15 protein-coding genes are annotated in these 14,889 nt (G+C 58.4%); 8 read left to right on the top strand and 7 right to left on the bottom strand.

The window, feature by feature from the left end:
• Positions 1 to 611: 611 nt before the first annotated feature.
• Together C2L65_RS30400 and C2L65_RS30395 are read left to right on the top strand one after the other, a co-directional pair.
• Positions 612 to 1,028: a cupredoxin domain-containing protein gene (locus C2L65_RS30400; protein ID WP_007732384.1), complete on the top strand. Its 417-nt coding sequence runs from the start codon at positions 612 to 614 to the stop codon at positions 1,026 to 1,028.
• A 1,011-nt stretch (positions 1,029 to 2,039) separates the two neighbouring features.
• A complete protein-coding gene (locus C2L65_RS30395; protein WP_042309442.1) occupies positions 2,040 to 2,816 on the top strand; it encodes a DUF4118 domain-containing protein in 777 nt (258 codons plus the stop codon).
• Between the two features lie 239 nt (positions 2,817 to 3,055).
• On the opposite strand, the gene C2L65_RS30390 is transcribed toward C2L65_RS30395, so the two are convergent.
• Positions 3,056 to 3,358: a DUF4148 domain-containing protein gene (locus tag C2L65_RS30390; RefSeq protein WP_042309443.1), complete on the bottom strand. Its 303-nt coding sequence runs from the start codon at positions 3,356 to 3,358 to the stop codon at positions 3,056 to 3,058.
• 1,063 nt (positions 3,359 to 4,421) lie between these two features.
• Positions 4,422 to 4,700, bottom strand: a complete 279-nt coding sequence (locus C2L65_RS30375; RefSeq protein WP_042309450.1) for an HU family DNA-binding protein — start codon at positions 4,698 to 4,700, stop codon at positions 4,422 to 4,424.
• 575 nt (positions 4,701 to 5,275) lie between these two features.
• Here C2L65_RS30375 and C2L65_RS30370 point away from each other — a divergent pair.
• The gene (locus tag C2L65_RS30370) at positions 5,276 to 5,599 is read left to right on the top strand and encodes a DUF4148 domain-containing protein (RefSeq protein ID WP_081921067.1); all 324 of its coding nucleotides are present in this window, start codon (positions 5,276 to 5,278) and stop codon (positions 5,597 to 5,599) included.
• 183 nt (positions 5,600 to 5,782) lie between these two features.
• Here C2L65_RS30370 and C2L65_RS30365 read toward each other — a convergent pair whose 3' ends face one another.
• Positions 5,783 to 6,202 carry a DUF3830 family protein gene (locus C2L65_RS30365; RefSeq protein ID WP_042309452.1) on the bottom strand — a complete coding sequence of 140 codons (420 nt, stop codon included), beginning with the start codon at positions 6,200 to 6,202 and terminating at the stop codon, positions 5,783 to 5,785.
• 187 nt (positions 6,203 to 6,389) lie between these two features.
• Positions 6,390 to 8,045 carry an extracellular solute-binding protein gene (locus C2L65_RS30360; RefSeq protein WP_042309455.1) on the bottom strand — a complete coding sequence of 552 codons (1,656 nt, stop codon included), beginning with the start codon at positions 8,043 to 8,045 and terminating at the stop codon, positions 6,390 to 6,392.
• 160 nt (positions 8,046 to 8,205) lie between these two features.
• On the opposite strand from C2L65_RS30360, the gene C2L65_RS30355 reads away from it, so the two are divergent.
• The 3 genes from C2L65_RS30355 (at position 8,206) to iolG (ending at position 11,169) form a co-directional block, all read left to right on the top strand.
• A complete protein-coding gene (locus tag C2L65_RS30355; RefSeq protein WP_042309580.1) occupies positions 8,206 to 9,225 on the top strand; it encodes a sugar ABC transporter substrate-binding protein in 1,020 nt (339 codons plus the stop codon).
• 102 nt (positions 9,226 to 9,327) lie between these two features.
• Positions 9,328 to 10,074 (top strand): TIM barrel protein, encoded by a 747-nt coding sequence (locus C2L65_RS30350; RefSeq protein ID WP_233446677.1) that lies wholly within the window; start codon positions 9,328 to 9,330, stop codon positions 10,072 to 10,074.
• A gap of 84 nt (positions 10,075 to 10,158) precedes the next feature.
• Positions 10,159 to 11,169: an inositol 2-dehydrogenase gene (gene iolG, locus C2L65_RS30345; protein ID WP_042309458.1), complete on the top strand. Its 1,011-nt coding sequence runs from the start codon at positions 10,159 to 10,161 to the stop codon at positions 11,167 to 11,169.
• A 141-nt stretch (positions 11,170 to 11,310) separates the two neighbouring features.
• On the opposite strand, the gene C2L65_RS47315 is transcribed toward iolG, so the two are convergent.
• The gene (locus C2L65_RS47315; RefSeq protein ID WP_427910215.1) at positions 11,311 to 11,463 is read right to left on the bottom strand and encodes a hypothetical protein; all 153 of its coding nucleotides are present in this window, start codon (positions 11,461 to 11,463) and stop codon (positions 11,311 to 11,313) included.
• Positions 11,464 to 11,494: 31 nt separating this feature from the next.
• Between C2L65_RS47315 and C2L65_RS30340 the strand changes: the two genes are divergently transcribed.
• Complete coding sequence (locus tag C2L65_RS30340) at positions 11,495 to 11,686, top strand: sensor histidine kinase (RefSeq protein WP_255221894.1); 192 nt, start codon at positions 11,495 to 11,497, stop codon at positions 11,684 to 11,686.
• A gap of 95 nt (positions 11,687 to 11,781) precedes the next feature.
• On the opposite strand, the gene C2L65_RS30335 is transcribed toward C2L65_RS30340, so the two are convergent.
• A complete protein-coding gene (locus C2L65_RS30335) occupies positions 11,782 to 12,072 on the bottom strand; it encodes a hypothetical protein (protein ID WP_042309460.1) in 291 nt (96 codons plus the stop codon).
• A gap of 1,239 nt (positions 12,073 to 13,311) precedes the next feature.
• Between C2L65_RS30335 and C2L65_RS30330 the strand changes: the two genes are divergently transcribed.
• Positions 13,312 to 14,391 carry a hypothetical protein gene (locus C2L65_RS30330; RefSeq protein ID WP_042309461.1) on the top strand — a complete coding sequence of 360 codons (1,080 nt, stop codon included), beginning with the start codon at positions 13,312 to 13,314 and terminating at the stop codon, positions 14,389 to 14,391.
• 55 nt (positions 14,392 to 14,446) lie between these two features.
• Here C2L65_RS30330 and C2L65_RS30325 read toward each other — a convergent pair whose 3' ends face one another.
• Positions 14,447 to 14,881, bottom strand: coding sequence for a hypothetical protein (locus C2L65_RS30325; protein WP_042309462.1), 435 nt, complete (start codon positions 14,879 to 14,881; stop codon positions 14,447 to 14,449).
• Positions 14,882 to 14,889: the final 8 nt, after the last annotated feature.

The following is a 14,889-nucleotide window of genomic DNA, read 5'->3' as shown; positions in this document are numbered from 1 at the left end:
GGTTCAACAAGATCACGATGGGTTGCGGAAGCACGGTGCTTTTCTGCAAATGCGCTTGACGAGCATGCTGTTGCAATTGCCGCAATACGCCTCCGAAGTCGACCGTGGGAAAGATTCTTCGCTGCGAGATGCGCTACGTCGAATGATGGCAGTACGGAGCGATGAGAGAGTGGCGCGTTGGTGATCCAGATAGCATGTCTGCGAACCGTTAAGCCACTCGAATCGTTTGGGTTCGCCAGCACAGCGCGCGCCAGAAAGCGACTTCCCATGCGACATCGGGCGGAATATTTCGATGCCCACTCACGTTCTATCAGCGAGGTTCGCCAGCACTGGCGAGCACGGGTCCGTCATCAGCGATGAATTCACGCGCGCAATGCGTGCAAGCCTGCTTGTGCCGTTGCGTGAAGGCGAAGCTATGAGCACCGCGATAAATGGTCTCCAGCGGCCACGACGATGACGGGGGTTCTTACCCATGCATATTGGTGAACGTGCCTGCTTACGCGCGGCGGTCATCAAGAGAACAGTTGATCCACGAGCTTTCGGGGCCGGTGAATCCCGCACTGTGGTTCGATCGGTCTTGCGGCAATGTAGCCCTTTCGAGGAGAAACATCATGATCGACAGAAACCATACTGTGTACGTGCTGGCGGCGATTGCGCTCGGCGTTGCGCCGCTGAGCAGCAATGCGGACGAGACGATCCATGTCAAGCTCACCGACAAGATGATTCAGCTCGATCCCGGCACAGCGAGTGCCGGGCGTGTCACGTTCGAAGTGAACAATGCAGCGAGCGGCGACACCGAACATGAGTTCGTGGTGCTGAAGACAGACATGGACGACGCACATCTGCCTGTCCACAAAGGCCAGGTCACGGAAAGCCGGTTCAAGAAAATGGGCGAAGTGGAGGACCTTGCACGCGGTTCGACCAAGCGCCTGTCATTGAAGCTTGCGCCAGGACACTACGTGCTGATTTGCAACAGACCGGGACACTATGAAATGGGCATGCACACATCGTTCGTCGTTGCGCGCTGAGGCGAAGCACGCCTGTTCCGCTTTTGCGGCGGATCGATAGCACTTGGCTCAATAGCTTCGTACCCGCTTCTCACGTCACTTAAATTCAGAACCTTAAGTTAACCTTAAAGAGAACGACGAGAAAGTTTCCATTGCCAACTTCAGCTTCTCGAAACCACCTGCTGCGCTAGAGCGTGAGAGGCACGCATCGTGCGGAGATCGCAGCACACCGGAGAATAAATAGTTTGTTGTCGACGACCATCATCCGACTTCGGAGATCTTCCAGGCGCTGCATGGAAGATCCCCGTTCTATCAAAACGATTACTGTGTCTTTGCTGCCTGCTCCCGCGACAAAAGCCGCTGCGCCTGAAGGTCACCGCGACCTGCCTCTTGTGCAGTCTGGACCGACGTCTCGCTTGCCTCGAGCATTGCGGCTCGTCCGGCATTGCTGATGCTCACCGTGTAAGACGGTGACGATGGAGTTGATGAAGACTTTGTGTCGGCCGGTTTCGTATCTGCTACCGATTGTGCGCTTTGGGTAGTACTGGTCGATTGGGCCATACTTTGCCCGATGGACTGGATTGACATATTCCTCTCCAAGAATTACGCCGTATTGGCAGATGGTCTATCGGCTTCTGAACTTTCAGCTTGAGAACTATATTTTTGCGAGATCGAGTCGCAGATAAGCGTGCCTTAACATTTGGCAATATTCGCCTCTAGCGCCTGCGCAGCGCCGGCTGATTTTGCTGGCGTAATTTCGAGCAGTCTCCATCGTAAGCAACTCGTTATCCGCTTCGCCGCCTGGTACGAATTCACCGACGTGACCCAGAATCCGTCGACCTGTTTCTATACATTCGCTGTACCTTCCGCCGGACTATCCCATCCTGCACAAGTTGATAGCGCCGATGGTTGCAGTCGACCGCCGGACCGAGCCGCTCGTCAATATCAGTTCAGTTATGATGTCTGCGGGCCCTTGCTCTTACACGGAGGCGCCAGAACCCTGATACAACGATCGTCCGACGACAGTGTTACATGCAAGTCAATAATGCCCGACGTTGGGCCCCACATGGTCCGCGCCGCTGGATCGTCGCTGCGGCAGCGCTGGCCGTCGCCGCTGTTGTCCGGCTGGTGCTTCATCCACTGCTTGGCCCGATCATGCCTGGCACGGCATTTCTGATTGCAGCAGTGCTGATCGAGTACTTCTGCGGCCTTACACCTGCGCTTGTCGTAATGGTCAGCGGATTGTGCCTCGCGGACTACCTGTTCGTTCCGCCTTACGGCCGCCTCGATATATTCGATCAGTCCGACATTGCATTGCTGGTGTCTTATCCGCTGATCACGTTACTGGTTATCACGCTGGTTGAGCGCCTGCGCCGCTCGCAATTCCGCGCCGAGTTACTCGCCGCGGTCGCACAGTCGCGCTACGAAATGCTGCTGCGCCACGACAATGAGCGCGTGCTCGCGCGCCATGCGACGAACGAGATGCACCGCATGCTGCATCACATCGCGCAGCACAGCCGTGAGCTGATCCTGATTCAGGCGTTGGAGAACAAGTCGTTTAGTGCGCCAGACATGGACGAAAGTGCTGCTTTCGGATCAGGCAGTGCGATTGGGGAAGGCATCGCGCCAGGTCCACGACACGCGGACGTTCACGACGACGATATTCAGCGCATCAGTAGCGGACTATCGCCTGGTCACTACCGGATCCGCTTTAAGTCGGGCGAACGTCACTGGAAACCCGTCGATTGCGTGTGCGAGCGCTTCACTACCCACGCCGGTGACTTTCTCGTGCTGCGCATCGAAGATTGATGATTGTGATCGGTTGGCGGGAATCAGTACGCCGTGAAGAGCGCCCTCATGCGAAACGCCTGCAAGGACGCTGTATCCGGTCCAGTCGTATAACCGTCGAGGCGACTTCGTCACGATGGCTCTGGGCGTTCAGGAGGCAGCCGAAACCATTCGGCAGATGCGCATAACATGACACGCCAGCACCGTGCCAAGCAGAGACGGCGCGCTCCTCATCGCCCGACACGGTGAGCCGAAAACGCTTACGACCCGCCAAAGAACACCGGCTTCATCCCACTCGTGCTGGCCGGACGGCCCATCTGCGACGAACCGGTGGTCGCAGGGCCGTAGCCGCTGCTCTGGCCAGCCGCACTTGCGTCGGTGGCCTGCATATTGGCAGGAAAGTCGACAGTATTCGCATTGGCCGGATTGTAGCCGGCTTGCTGAAGCTGAGCGATCTCTGCTTGCACTTGCGCGTGGGTCAGCGCCCCGTCCGACTGCGCCAATGATGCAATTGGCACACCAATCACGGCAACCGCGCAAACTGCGTGGACTAACGTCTTCATAATGGCCCACCTCTTGGTTAATGACTCCGGCTGACTTGCGCATAATGTTTCGCGGTCAGTCCATCAAAGAATAGGCGAGGAACCATACAGTAGTCGTTCATTCATCGAATGTGGATTTCGGCGAGACGCTCGTGGCGCCTGTCGAGCCGATTCCGGTGTTCATGGTTGCTCAAGCTCATCGCGTGGAAGGACCGGCGCACGCGTAAGACCAGCCGGACAGGCAAATATCCCTCATCCGGGCTCCAGGATAAAATCGGCGAGTGGAATAAGGCGTCGTCGCGCCACGTTTACGAGTATGTCGATGCCTGCGTTCGCGATGAACCGCGCGACGCGTCCGCGATGCATCGGCATGCTTGGCATCTTCGTTAATAGCGCGGTTAATACCTCGCTGGATATCCCTCCCCGGGACTTCCTGCGAGCTTCGCCAAGAGAAATGACCATGAAGCGACTTCGAATGATTCTTGCGTGTCTCGTTTGCCTCGGAATGGTCGTGGTTTCGGGATCCGCGGCTGCGGGCGACAAGAATCAAGGCGGCAACGGCGCATCTGGCAGCACAACCAATTCCTCAGATGGCGGTTACTGAGCGCCGCACGCCGAACTGCGCAGTCCGCCTATAACGGGTGCCGGCCGAAAACTTCGGCGTCATGCGAGACATTGTTGTGCGATACGGACCGGACGGTGATCGACGCCAACCACGCCACGCTTCGGTAGACGTCAACCGCGCCGGCGCTCTTGTCCAGTAAGACGGCGGATGCGTCGATTTCGTTGTCCGCATTGCACGAAGCGAACCGGCGTGCGGCGTGGGTGCGCATCAACGTGAAAGACGTCCCGCGCGATTGCCGGGTCATCCACGTTCTCTGCAGATTCCTTGCCACAAAAAAATACCCACCGCCAGGTACGGCCGGTGGGCATTAATTCGCACCAAAAGTCAGGGATAACCTGCAACTTCTGGAACAATCGAATATTGCATTGAGTCTGGCGACATGGCAGTCCATGCGCCCGTAAACGAACAGGTGCTATGTTCAGTTTTAAGCGCCCGTCATGTCATCAGATGCGGCGCATCTCACCCCGCATTCACAGCGTCCTTGAACCCCTTGCCTGCTGTGAACTTGACGGTCTTCGCTGCCGGGATCGTGATGGCCTCGCCCGTCGACGGGTTGCGACCCGTGCGTTCGGCGCGAGCACCCGTCGAAAACGAGCCGAAACCAATCAGCTGGACGGTATCGCCACGCGTCACTGCTGCCGTCACGACCTCGAGGATGGCATCAATCGCGCCGCCCGTACTAGCCTTGCTTTCACCCGTGCTCGCGGCGACGGCGTCGATGAGTTCCTGTTTGTTCATATGTGTTCTCCCTAAAAAAACTTCCGCTGAATGCGGGCTGGCGTCACCCTAACGCAGGTATGAGGTAGAAAGCAACTACGAGGTTCACGCGACGGTGTCGTGAGCGGAAGTTTATCGTGGAAAACGCGTCGACTTCTGGATGACGCGTGCGGACCTGCGCCTGCTTCTATAAGCCGCTTTCTGGCGAAAGCTAAGTGAAAATGGAGAAGTGGCTGACGGTTAGTTGCACGCCGTTTTTCGCTGATTGGCTCATTGCATCTAGCCGCGCTGCGCCTTTCGAAGGCGAAAGGCAATGAAAGCCTCAGATCGGTGAGTATCGTCGCCTTGTGCCGTTATACGTGCGGCCAGGGCACTGAATTGACACCATGCTTTTCATCACACGCCTGCCGCAGATATTGCGTTGCAGGCTGTATCAATCGTCTTGTTGGTGTCGATGTGTTCATCGGCCGTGTGCATAGGGCGTACGGTGACATTCGTATGCGCGTGCATAGTCCAGAGTTTTGCCAGATTGAGCGTCGGTGGCTTCGCGGGATCACATTCCTTCGCAGGATGCCGACGACCAGAAGGAGCTGATCATGAAATCGTTCGTTTTCACATTCGCGGCAGCCTCAGCGTTGGCAATGCCGATCGCCGCCTTCTCGCAGACCGATGCCACTGCAACGCGAGCGCAGGTACGTGCAGAACTGCAGCAATTGGAACAGGCAGGTTATGATCCCGCGAAAGGCGAGAACCCCAATTACCCTGCAGATATTCAAGCTGCTGAAGCGCGTGTGTCGGCAGCCAACAGCACGACTGGATATGGAGGAACCGCTTCTGTCTCGTCCTCGTCCGGATCTCGGGCAACGACCCATCCGGCGTCCGGAGACGAGATGCGCCAGATCTACTTTGGCGGTCAGTAAGCCAGCCGACTACACCGGCCTGCTATGAGCTTCTTCGGCTGTAGCACGCCGCGCGCGATCTGCCATCAGCATGGACCGGCCTGATCGTCGACAGACGATCAGGCCATTTCTTATTAACGCAGCCTCCCTGCCGGACCACAGTCGATCGTCATGGGAGGCGCTCACGGCTTCATCGATGAACCGCTAGTTGTCCGCCAGAGAAAACTCGATGTCCTGCGCACCTTCCCACAGCACGAGTTTGCCGAACGCCTCAAGATGCTCATGGCCTTCGAGCAACGTAAAGAAGTGGTTGCCGGCAAGCTGGCCCATTTTGCTCGCAAAGATCGAGCTGCCGTAGACGAACAGGAATTCAGTTTCGCTGAATCCGCCGGGATACAGAAGGATATCGCCGCGTGATGCGTGGCTGGTGTGATTTTCAAACGCGAGGCCGGTATCGAAGTCGCCCAGCGGGATCCATACGGCTTCGCCGCTCCAGCGGGAATGAATCACTTTGTTCCTGAACGGCAGCAATTCAATGAACCGCTGGCAGGTGCGCGGTGCCTTTTCTTCTTCCAGCCGGCCGACGAAGCGGAACGGGCCGGCGTTCACGATGATCTTTTTCATGTTGTCGTTGAGAGTCGAGTGCGCGATGAGGGCCGCCGGTCCTTGTCGACCGGGTGGAATTGAAAGCCGTTTCATGTGCAATTTGACGCTGTTACAGACGGCTTGTCGAGCATAGTGACTATAGCTTGAAGCATACGTGACAGTGTCCCGACCGGCTTTGCAGGCTTCCCTAAGACGCTCCTGCCCCCTATCGCCCCCGCCTGCGTCCGCTCGCCAGCGCGCGCTGAAGCGCCCCAAGTCCTTTGCGTATGTCCTGAACGCCGTCGAACAAAAGAAGTTCGAGATGGTCGCTCAAGGTTTGCGTCATATCACGGTAGTTCGCGAGAGCCGGCGACGGGATTGTCTGGATCTGCCGGTCATTCGCGAGTCGATCGATGATTGCAATGACGCGGTTGCGTTGCTTGACGTAACGGTCTTCCGCAACGCTATGGCGGGCACTTCCCGCAGCACCGTGTAGCACGAAATATTTCGTGAGCTCGGACGACGTCAGCGTCTCGATGGCCCGCCATGCCCACCTCGCAGCAGGTTCCGGATTGCTCGCCGGAATCGCGAGCAATGCACCGCCGAGCGGCGACAGGGGCACCATGTCCGATGCGTAAGTCGGATGAAGCTGCAGTCCCACGCGCCCGCCCTGTTGCAACAACGCGTGACTATCGAGCACGCCGTAGCGGTTCGACCAGTGGTAGCACATAGCCGCCTTCCCCGCACCGAACAGCCGCGCATTGCGCGCCCAGTCCAGACTGCTCACACGAGAAGGAGAAAATGGAACCAGCGCGCGGAGGTATTCAATGACGTGTCGCCCCATCTCCGTATCGACCTGCAGGACGCCATCATCGAATTCTGCTGCGCCTTGCGCGCCGAGAATTTGCAGGAACGTTTCCGCGATCGGCAAACCCGGCGCTGCACTCCACGTAATGCCCGCACGCCCGAGGCGCGGCCGATGCATCCGCTCTGCGATACGAAGCACATCGTCGAAACTGCGAGGCGGGTCGAGTCCTTCCGCCTCCAGCAAGTCCTGCCTGTACCATAGAAAGTCCACGGTGGGCTGCAACGGAATGGCGTATAGCTTTCTGTCGAACCAGCTTGCCGCCCAAATAGCCTCGTAGAAATCCGCTCCCGAAAAATTGCTTTCGGCCTGCAGGTTCTCGAGTTCAAGCAGATGTCCGTCCCTCGACAATTCCGCGAGCCAAGGGAACGGAATCGCGATGAGCAAGGGCTTCGTTTCATCCCGCGCGGATTCGTCCTTGAGTACCTGATCGAGCCTGGCGCGATAGTCGACCTGCGGAAACGTCAGTATCCGCACGCGATGACCGACGAAGCGTTCGATATCCGGCCGGTTGCGCTTGAGGATCTCGAATACAGGGTCTTCATAAGCGACGAGCGTCAACTCCACGATTTCGTTGAACCCGGCACTCGCAGGATGCGGCCATGCAACGCCAGCATCACCTGCGCGACTGAGGTTGACGGCGTCAAAGCGATCAAGCGTGCCATCAGCCGTCGCGCCAACGATCATCTGCACCGTCTGCTCGGTGATTCTGTCCAGGCGATCGAGCAACCATGTAGACGGGACGATGGTCGCCCGGCTACCCAGGCCCGATGTCGCGCGAAACTCGAGCCAGCCTTTCGCTTTCAAGGCAAATATGATCCGGCGCGCGCTGGTCCGCGGCAGTCCGGACAGATCGGCAAGTGTGGTGATGCTCACCGGCTGATCTTGCAGATGGCTCTGCAAGAGCGCTGACAGAACGGGCCAGACGGCCTGCGCCTCATCGCCGAGTTCACTGCGCAATATCTCTCCCGCCCGGTCGAGCACGGCGATGGCCGCGAGCCGGTCATGGGCATGCATAGCGTGTCTCCGTCCGGAAGAGGGTTCGTAAGCCAATGATAAACATGACAATAACCATTTTGGCTATTTTATTGCGGCGTTCGCGTGCTGCTCCTGCCCTACGATTCATCACAGACCGAAACCCCAACCGGCGATGGACGAATCGAAACAGGAGACGAGCATGAAACGAACAGCAAAGCTGATCGCCGCGTTCGCGGCGTTGGCATTCAGTGCTAGCGCACTGGCGGCGGGCGCGAGGTTTGTCGTCGTGTCCCACGCGCCCGATGCGGACCCGTTCTGGAACGTGGTCAAGAATGGTATTGCCGATGCCGGAAAGGATTTCGACGTTTCGGTCGACTATCGCAACCCGCCGAACGGCGATCTCGCTGACATGGTTCATCTGCTCGACCAGGCGGCCGCGCGCAACTACGACGGCGTCGCCACCACGATCGCCGACTTCGATGTCGTGCGTGGCCCCGTGAAGACGATCGTCGCGAAAGGCATACCCGTCGTCACGTTCAACTCCGGCACCGCGAAACAGAACCAGCAACTAGGCGGGCTGCTGCACGTGGGCCAGCCGGAATATCTCGCGGGAAAGGAGGCTGGGGAACGCGCGAAAGCTGCCGGTATCAAGCGCTTCCTGTGCGTCAACAACAACGCGACCAATCCCGATTCATTCGAGCGCTGCCGTGGCTTCGCGGAAGCAATCGGCGCCGACTTCAAGACCTCGACGCTCGACTCCGGGAATGATCCCATCGAGGTCGAGAACAAGGTATTTGCAGCGCTGCACAAGCAGCCGGACACGCAGGCGGTGTTGGCACTCGGCCCGACATCGGCGGTGCCCGCGATGCGCGCCATTCAGAAGCTTGGCCTCACCGGCAAGATCTGGTTCGCCACGTTCGACATGACGTCGGAAGTCGATAAAGGGATCAAGGCGGGCGCGGTGAAATTCGCGATCGACCAGCAACCTTACCTTCAGGGGTACATCCCCATTGCGTTGCTCGCGCTGATGAAGCAGGAGCACACGCACGATATCCAGAAGGCAATCGCCACCCTGCAAGCCAATCCGAAATTTCAGCAACGTATCCGCACCTATGGACTCACGCCGCGCTTCCAGGCGAGCGGTATCGATACGGGACCCGGCTTCGTCACGCAAGAGAACGTCGGTCTCGTCGACAAATACGCAGGACAGTACCGTTGAATACACCAATGCCGTGCGGGCCGGCGTTTCACGCATAGGTCCCGGTTCACAGCGCCAATCATTGAGAGGGTCACCATGTTTCAACTGGCCGTATGCGCGGAAATGGTTTTTCGCGATCTCCCGTTCGCTCAGCGCGTGAGAAAGATTGCCGAACTCGGGTTCCATGTGGAGATCTGGGACTGGACCCGACATGATCTTGCCGAATTACAGCAGACAGGCGCAACGTTCTCTTCGATGACGGGATACATCGAAGGCGACCTGATTACGGAAAGCGGGGCTCAGCGGCTAGTCGAAACGGCTGAGCAATCCATCGAGGCAGCGAGGCGCCTGCGCTGTCCTCGTTTGAATCTGCATGGTACGGGATTAGATAGTCAAGGATTGCCCGTGAAGCCGACTTCATCTGTGACGGGACCGATGTGGCTCGCCGCCGCGCGCACGCTGACTCGCATGGCGGAACTCGGGCGCCGCGCAGAAGTGGTGTTCTGCCTTGAGAACCTCAACACGGCCGTCGATCATCCGGGCGTACCGTTCGCCAACGCCGCCGACACGCTTGCTCTCGTGAAGGCAGTCGACAGTCCGCATCTGCGCCTCAACCTCGATCTTTATCACGCGCAGATTGGCGAGGGCAATCTCATCGAACTCGTCCGAAGTGCATTGCCCTTCATTGGTGAAATCCAGGTCGCCGATGTTCCGGGACGTTGCGAGCCGGGCACGGGAGAAATCAATTACCCGGCAATTGCTCGGGCACTGTCACAAGCCGGATACCGAGGCACGGTCGCGATGGAGGCATGGGCCAGTGGCGACGATGAGCTTGCATTGCAACGGTTCCGGGACGCCTTCTCGATCTGACTGTGCGAAGTAAATTGCCGTGAAACCGGCCCTCTCGAAACATGATGGCCCATCGCTAACCTTCCTTGAATGGAACGATCTTAAATGCTAAACGTTGCCCTCCTGGGCGCCGGCCGGATCGGCCAGGTGCATGCCAAGTCCATCTTTGCGAATCGCGACTGCAAGCTCGTCGCGGTGTCCGACGTCGTCGCCGATGCGGCACACACGCTTGCCAGTCGATATGGCGCAGAGGCGCGTTCTGTCGACGCTATCCTTGGCGATTCCGCGATCGACGCCGTGCTCATCGCGACATCGACGGACACCCATTCTGACCTCATCGAGCGAGCCACGGCCGCGGGCAAGTGGGTCCTGTGTGAGAAACCCGTCGACCTCTCGCTGGAGCGCGCGCTCCAATGCGAGGTCAAGGTCGCGAATACAGGCAAGCGCGTCATGATCGGCTTCAATCGCCGTTTCGATCCGAATTTCTCGGCGCTCAAGCATGCGCTCGACGCTGGAGAAATTGGCAAGGCCGAACTGCTGTCCATCACGTCTTTCGATCCGGCTCCGCCGCCCATTTCCTATCTCAAAGGATCAGGCGGAGTATTCCGCGACATGATGATTCACGATTTCGATATCGCCTGCTGGATGATGGGTGGAGCGCCGACGAAAGTCATGGCGGCAGGCTCATCGCTCGTGGATCCGGAAATCGGCGCGGCCGGCGATGTGGATACGGCCGTGGTCACGCTGACCTGGAAAGACGGGCGCATTGCCGTCATTAAAAACTCTCGCCGCGCAGGATATGGATACGATCAGCGCATTGAGCTGCTGGGTTCGCAGGGTCTGTTGTCTGCCAGGAATGTCCTCGAAAATACCGTCGAAAAAATCACGAGCGAAGGCACGCTAACTGCGAAGCCGGTGTACTTCTTTCTGGAGCGGTACATGCGGGCTTATGAAGCGGAATGGGCCGCCTTTGTCCAGGCAGTCAAAGACGACTCCGCTATGCCCGTCACGCTTGAAGATGGCATCGCGGCACTCGCCTGTGCGGAGGCCGCGGCGCGATCCGCGCGGACTGGGGAGACCGCGACGATCCTGCCAGACATGCTCTCGGCACGATGAACCCGTCAGGCAAGCTTGATGGACAGTGCCTGCCTCGCTTCAAATAAGATCTGACGGGAAACGGAAAGCGTTCACAGACCTCGCAACGCCGAGCTATCTGACAAATCGACCGTACGCAATGCATCTCCTAATCGCCCATACCTACGTTTTTGAGGCTTGACGATTTCCCGAAATCATCGAGGCTACTGGGAGTGTCACGCACACTTCCAGACCATCGCCCTGCCGGTTGGCAAGCTTGATATCGCCTCCATAGGCGCGTATTACGGCCAACGCTGAAGTCAGGCCAAGCCCCATCCCGCCTGTTGAACGGTTTCGGGATTGCTCGTTGCGACGCGCATGCATGAACCTCGTCGACAACGCCGTGAAATGGGGAGGAAGCGCCGATCTGGAATTGACCTGCGACCCGACAGCCGTAACGCTGCTGGTCCGCGATCGAGGTCCTGGCATTCCCGCTGAGGCGCTCGAACAGGTGTTCAGTCCGTTCTTCCTGGTCGTATGGAGAACGAACCGCACATAGCGACGGCGTAGCCACACTGACAATCGCGCTCTGCGCAATTGAAGCGTCTGTCAGCTTTGCGTTTGGCTACGCCGGGTTGTCGGTCTTGACTGCTGCTATTTAACGGGCGAAGCGGTGCTCGGAGTCGCCAGCGTGTTGTTGACCCCGTAAGCGCTAGTGGCGGGCGTCGAACTACTGTTCGTGCTCTGCGCGCTCGAGTTCGGCGAACGGGTGCCCGTGCCGCTGTCCGAGTTGGTGCCGCCAGGTGTGCCATAGTCGCTCGTTGTCTTGGCGGCTGGCGACACGGTGCTCGGGGTCGCCAGCGTGTTGTTGCTCTGCGCATAAGCGCCGCCCGACAGCGTGAGTGCGGCGACGGCCGCGAGCAAAGTGCTGCTTGTCTTGTTCATGATCTGTTCCTCCTGATGGGACTGAAAATTAGACGCAATGGTCCATTGGTATTTCTCCATGGCGTTCGTCGTATGCCACGGCTTGTGGCGACCGATCTCACGCGATCGTTTGCAGTGGCACACGTGGTGCCGACTGCAGATCTCCGCTCAGCGCTATCAACGAGACGTATAAGCCAGTACTTGGAAGGATCTACGTCCACTATGACCCTCGCAGATGATCCGCACTTCGTTTAGATGCACGGTGCCCTGTATGCCTCAATCACTTCATGCGCCAGCCAATGAGGCCGAGCCCGTGGCAGCCGACAACAAGTTTAGGAACGCTGCCGCTAATAATTAAGCGCATTATTCGCAAGGGTGAATTTCGATTTTCGGGGTGACCAGTAATTGGGACCCGAGTCTGCAGTTGCGTCGCCCGGTCCGGCCTGATGAATCGTTTCGAGCGCCGAATTCTTGCAACGGGCTTAAATCGACCCTCACCGCCGCTCACGATCGCTTGACATCCGGAACCATTAAACGGCTAACAACGATGCAAAGTGCCTGGCCGAAGCCACGCATGACCGACCTTGGCTGACCATGACCGTCGCGGTCATTGAAGGCCTCCCGTCTGGCTTACCTGTCTTGCTTGCCGACGAGGACACAAGCGCGTTACCGACCGTTACAGATGAGCGCGGACGGTTTCATTGCTGGTGAGTCGCGAGCGACTATGCTTCAAACGGCGATCTCACAGTCGGGGCGAATTGGCGAACCGAGGGGAGTCACATCATGAAGCACGCAATCTCACTGCTGGCAATCGCTGCGGCCGTCTGCGCACCCGCCGCAGCTTTGGCTCAAGCCAATGCGGGTGGCTATTACATGCCGATTCCTGCGCCACCACCGCCGGTAGTCTACCAATCACACTATGCACCACCGGGTGCCTATGGGGCGCCGGGTACCTATGTCTATCGGTCCAATCCTCCGCCAGTCGTGTATAGAGCGCCACCCGTCGGCTATGGCAATGGGCAGGGCGGCGGCTGGCACAGGGGCTGGGAATACCACCGCCGCTGATGACGGACGATAGGCGTTTGCGACCGTCCTTGCCGCGCAGTAGGCGCTCCCCTATAACGTATTTGGGCTTGTTGGCGCATCCCCGTCCAGATTGGCCGGAGCGGCGCGCACGTTGAAGTTGCATGCTCAGGCGACGGGTCTCCGTGGCATGCGGTGATCCCGGAAATAACGGACGCTTAAGTTAGGGCCAAAGTGATGGGCAAAGTCCTGGTGGGATTGTGGTCGCGAGACACGCACGCAAAGCGGAATTTTTCTTACGAGACGCTGATCCCTCTGGGGAAGGCCGTTTCTGCAACTAAGGAGATGGCAGCCACGCTAGGTTCAAAAACCGCCGACGGCCTACTCTCAAGCATCTTTGTTGCGCCCGAGTTTCTGTTCACGCAGCCTCGCAAAGACAACACCGGTACGACCGCCATGACGACACTCAGGCGCGACTGGATTCTCGAGAAGATCAAGTCGATGGCAAGCATTTGCCCCGGCATGCTCCTGATTCCCGGCACGATTGTCTTCAAGGAACGCATCACAAGTGAAACGGTCGCCGAGGCGATCAAAAGCGTGCAGCAGGCGATTAGCCCCGTGCGAACGGCCGTTGCAGGGGTGAAGTCGAGGAACATCCCGATCAAACCTTACATGACATATGAAGCCTCGGACAAGACGACGAGCGCGTCGAAAGCCCACTACGAGCAAAGCCTGGAAGAACTGAGCCTCTTTGAAAAGAACAAGATCATCTCGGGGTCGGGGGGTATGAAGCATTCGCTCCTCATCAACAATCGGACCTATGTGTTCTTCGACCGTCAAAGGATTTTCAGTTACGGAAAGAAATCCAACATGGGCGACTATTTCGAGGATTCAGAGAAAGGCATCTATGTGCCCGGAAGGGAAGACGGCTTTACGGCGATAGGCAAGCTAAAGGTCGGCTTCGAGGTGTGCCTCGACCACAGCCTGGGGATGCTGAAAGAACATATGCAAGCCGCCGATCTGGACTTGCACGTCATTGCTTCAGCCGAGGTGCCGAACAACGCTTCAAACTGCGCGACCAAAGTGGGGGGTTTTACGATTCACGCCTCTGCCAACCCGGATTTCAGCGGAGTTTTCAAGAAAGTAACCGGGATGGGAACCCAGCCGATGACCGTATACAAGTTCGACAAAGCCAAAGATGCAACCGTGAAGGCCGAGGAGACCGTCAGAGGATGGGACAACGTCGCGCCTGAAAAGAAAGAGGTTGAAATCGATGGTGGCCCGCTGCGTTTCTATGTGATCGATTTACCGGATTGAGCGTCGCAAGCGCCGCGATCACGCCTGACCTCCAGACATCTCGCCCGACGCACATTCAGCGGCGCTCGGTAATCGGCCCCTCGGCATCCACGCGCCCGACAGCACCGGCGGGGCCGCCGACGGTGATCGGGCCATCCACTTCCAGATCGCCGTGTACGATCAGCGGGCCGTGTACAGTGAGCGGGCCATTGAACATGTTTTCTCCGTGGCGCCTGCGTACGGCGGGATCGTTGGGCGGAATCCGTTCAATCCAGCCGGCCGTGATCGGCCCGCGGGCGTAGATGTCACCGGCCACTGTCAGCGGGCCATCGACGGTCAACGGCCCGCGGACGACGGCCGACCCGGTGATGCTGAGTGGACCCGTGGTAACGGGCTGAGCATATGCTGACGTGAACAAGACGGAGAACGCCAGCAGAACCGCGCCTGCCGCGGTGCCCCGCGTCAGCGGCGGGGTAAGGCTCATTCCGGGCCTCGCAATGAAGCGTTTCATGTTATCTC

The sequence above is a fragment of the Paraburkholderia terrae genome (genome assembly GCF_002902925.1).
Taxonomy (GTDB): Bacteria; Pseudomonadota; Gammaproteobacteria; order Burkholderiales; family Burkholderiaceae; genus Paraburkholderia; species Paraburkholderia terrae.
The sequence above is the reverse complement of the archived record's forward strand: the minus strand, read 5'-3'. Positions and strand labels throughout refer to the sequence as shown.

What these genes read in the sequence shown, in the direction of transcription:
- C2L65_RS30375 (WP_042309450.1), bottom strand. Translation starts at nt 4,700, where the DNA reads ATGAACAAACAGGAACTCATCGACGCCGTCGCCGCGAGCACGGGTGAA.
- C2L65_RS30360 (WP_042309455.1), bottom strand. Translation starts at nt 8,045, where the DNA reads ATGCATGCCCATGACCGGCTCGCGGCCATCGCCGTGCTCGACCGGGCG.
- C2L65_RS47315 (WP_427910215.1), bottom strand. Translation starts at nt 11,463, where the DNA reads ATGGGGCTTGGCCTGACTTCAGCGTTGGCCGTAATACGCGCCTATGGA.
- C2L65_RS30335 (WP_042309460.1), bottom strand. Translation starts at nt 12,072, where the DNA reads ATGAACAAGACAAGCAGCACTTTGCTCGCGGCCGTCGCCGCACTCACG.
- C2L65_RS30325 (WP_042309462.1), bottom strand. Translation starts at nt 14,881, where the DNA reads ATGAAACGCTTCATTGCGAGGCCCGGAATGAGCCTTACCCCGCCGCTG.
- C2L65_RS30390 (WP_042309443.1), bottom strand. Translation starts at nt 3,358, where the DNA reads ATGAAGACGTTAGTCCACGCAGTTTGCGCGGTTGCCGTGATTGGTGTG.
- C2L65_RS30355 (WP_042309580.1), top strand. Translation starts at nt 8,206, where the DNA reads ATGAAACGAACAGCAAAGCTGATCGCCGCGTTCGCGGCGTTGGCATTC.
- iolG (WP_042309458.1), top strand. Translation starts at nt 10,159, where the DNA reads ATGCTAAACGTTGCCCTCCTGGGCGCCGGCCGGATCGGCCAGGTGCAT.
- C2L65_RS30400 (WP_007732384.1), top strand. Translation starts at nt 612, where the DNA reads ATGATCGACAGAAACCATACTGTGTACGTGCTGGCGGCGATTGCGCTC.
- C2L65_RS30330 (WP_042309461.1), top strand. Translation starts at nt 13,312, where the DNA reads ATGGGCAAAGTCCTGGTGGGATTGTGGTCGCGAGACACGCACGCAAAG.
- C2L65_RS30395 (WP_042309442.1), top strand. Translation starts at nt 2,040, where the DNA reads ATGCAAGTCAATAATGCCCGACGTTGGGCCCCACATGGTCCGCGCCGC.
- C2L65_RS30350 (WP_233446677.1), top strand. Translation starts at nt 9,328, where the DNA reads ATGGTTTTTCGCGATCTCCCGTTCGCTCAGCGCGTGAGAAAGATTGCC.
- C2L65_RS30370 (WP_081921067.1), top strand. Translation starts at nt 5,276, where the DNA reads ATGAAATCGTTCGTTTTCACATTCGCGGCAGCCTCAGCGTTGGCAATG.
- C2L65_RS30365 (WP_042309452.1), bottom strand. Translation starts at nt 6,202, where the DNA reads ATGAAAAAGATCATCGTGAACGCCGGCCCGTTCCGCTTCGTCGGCCGG.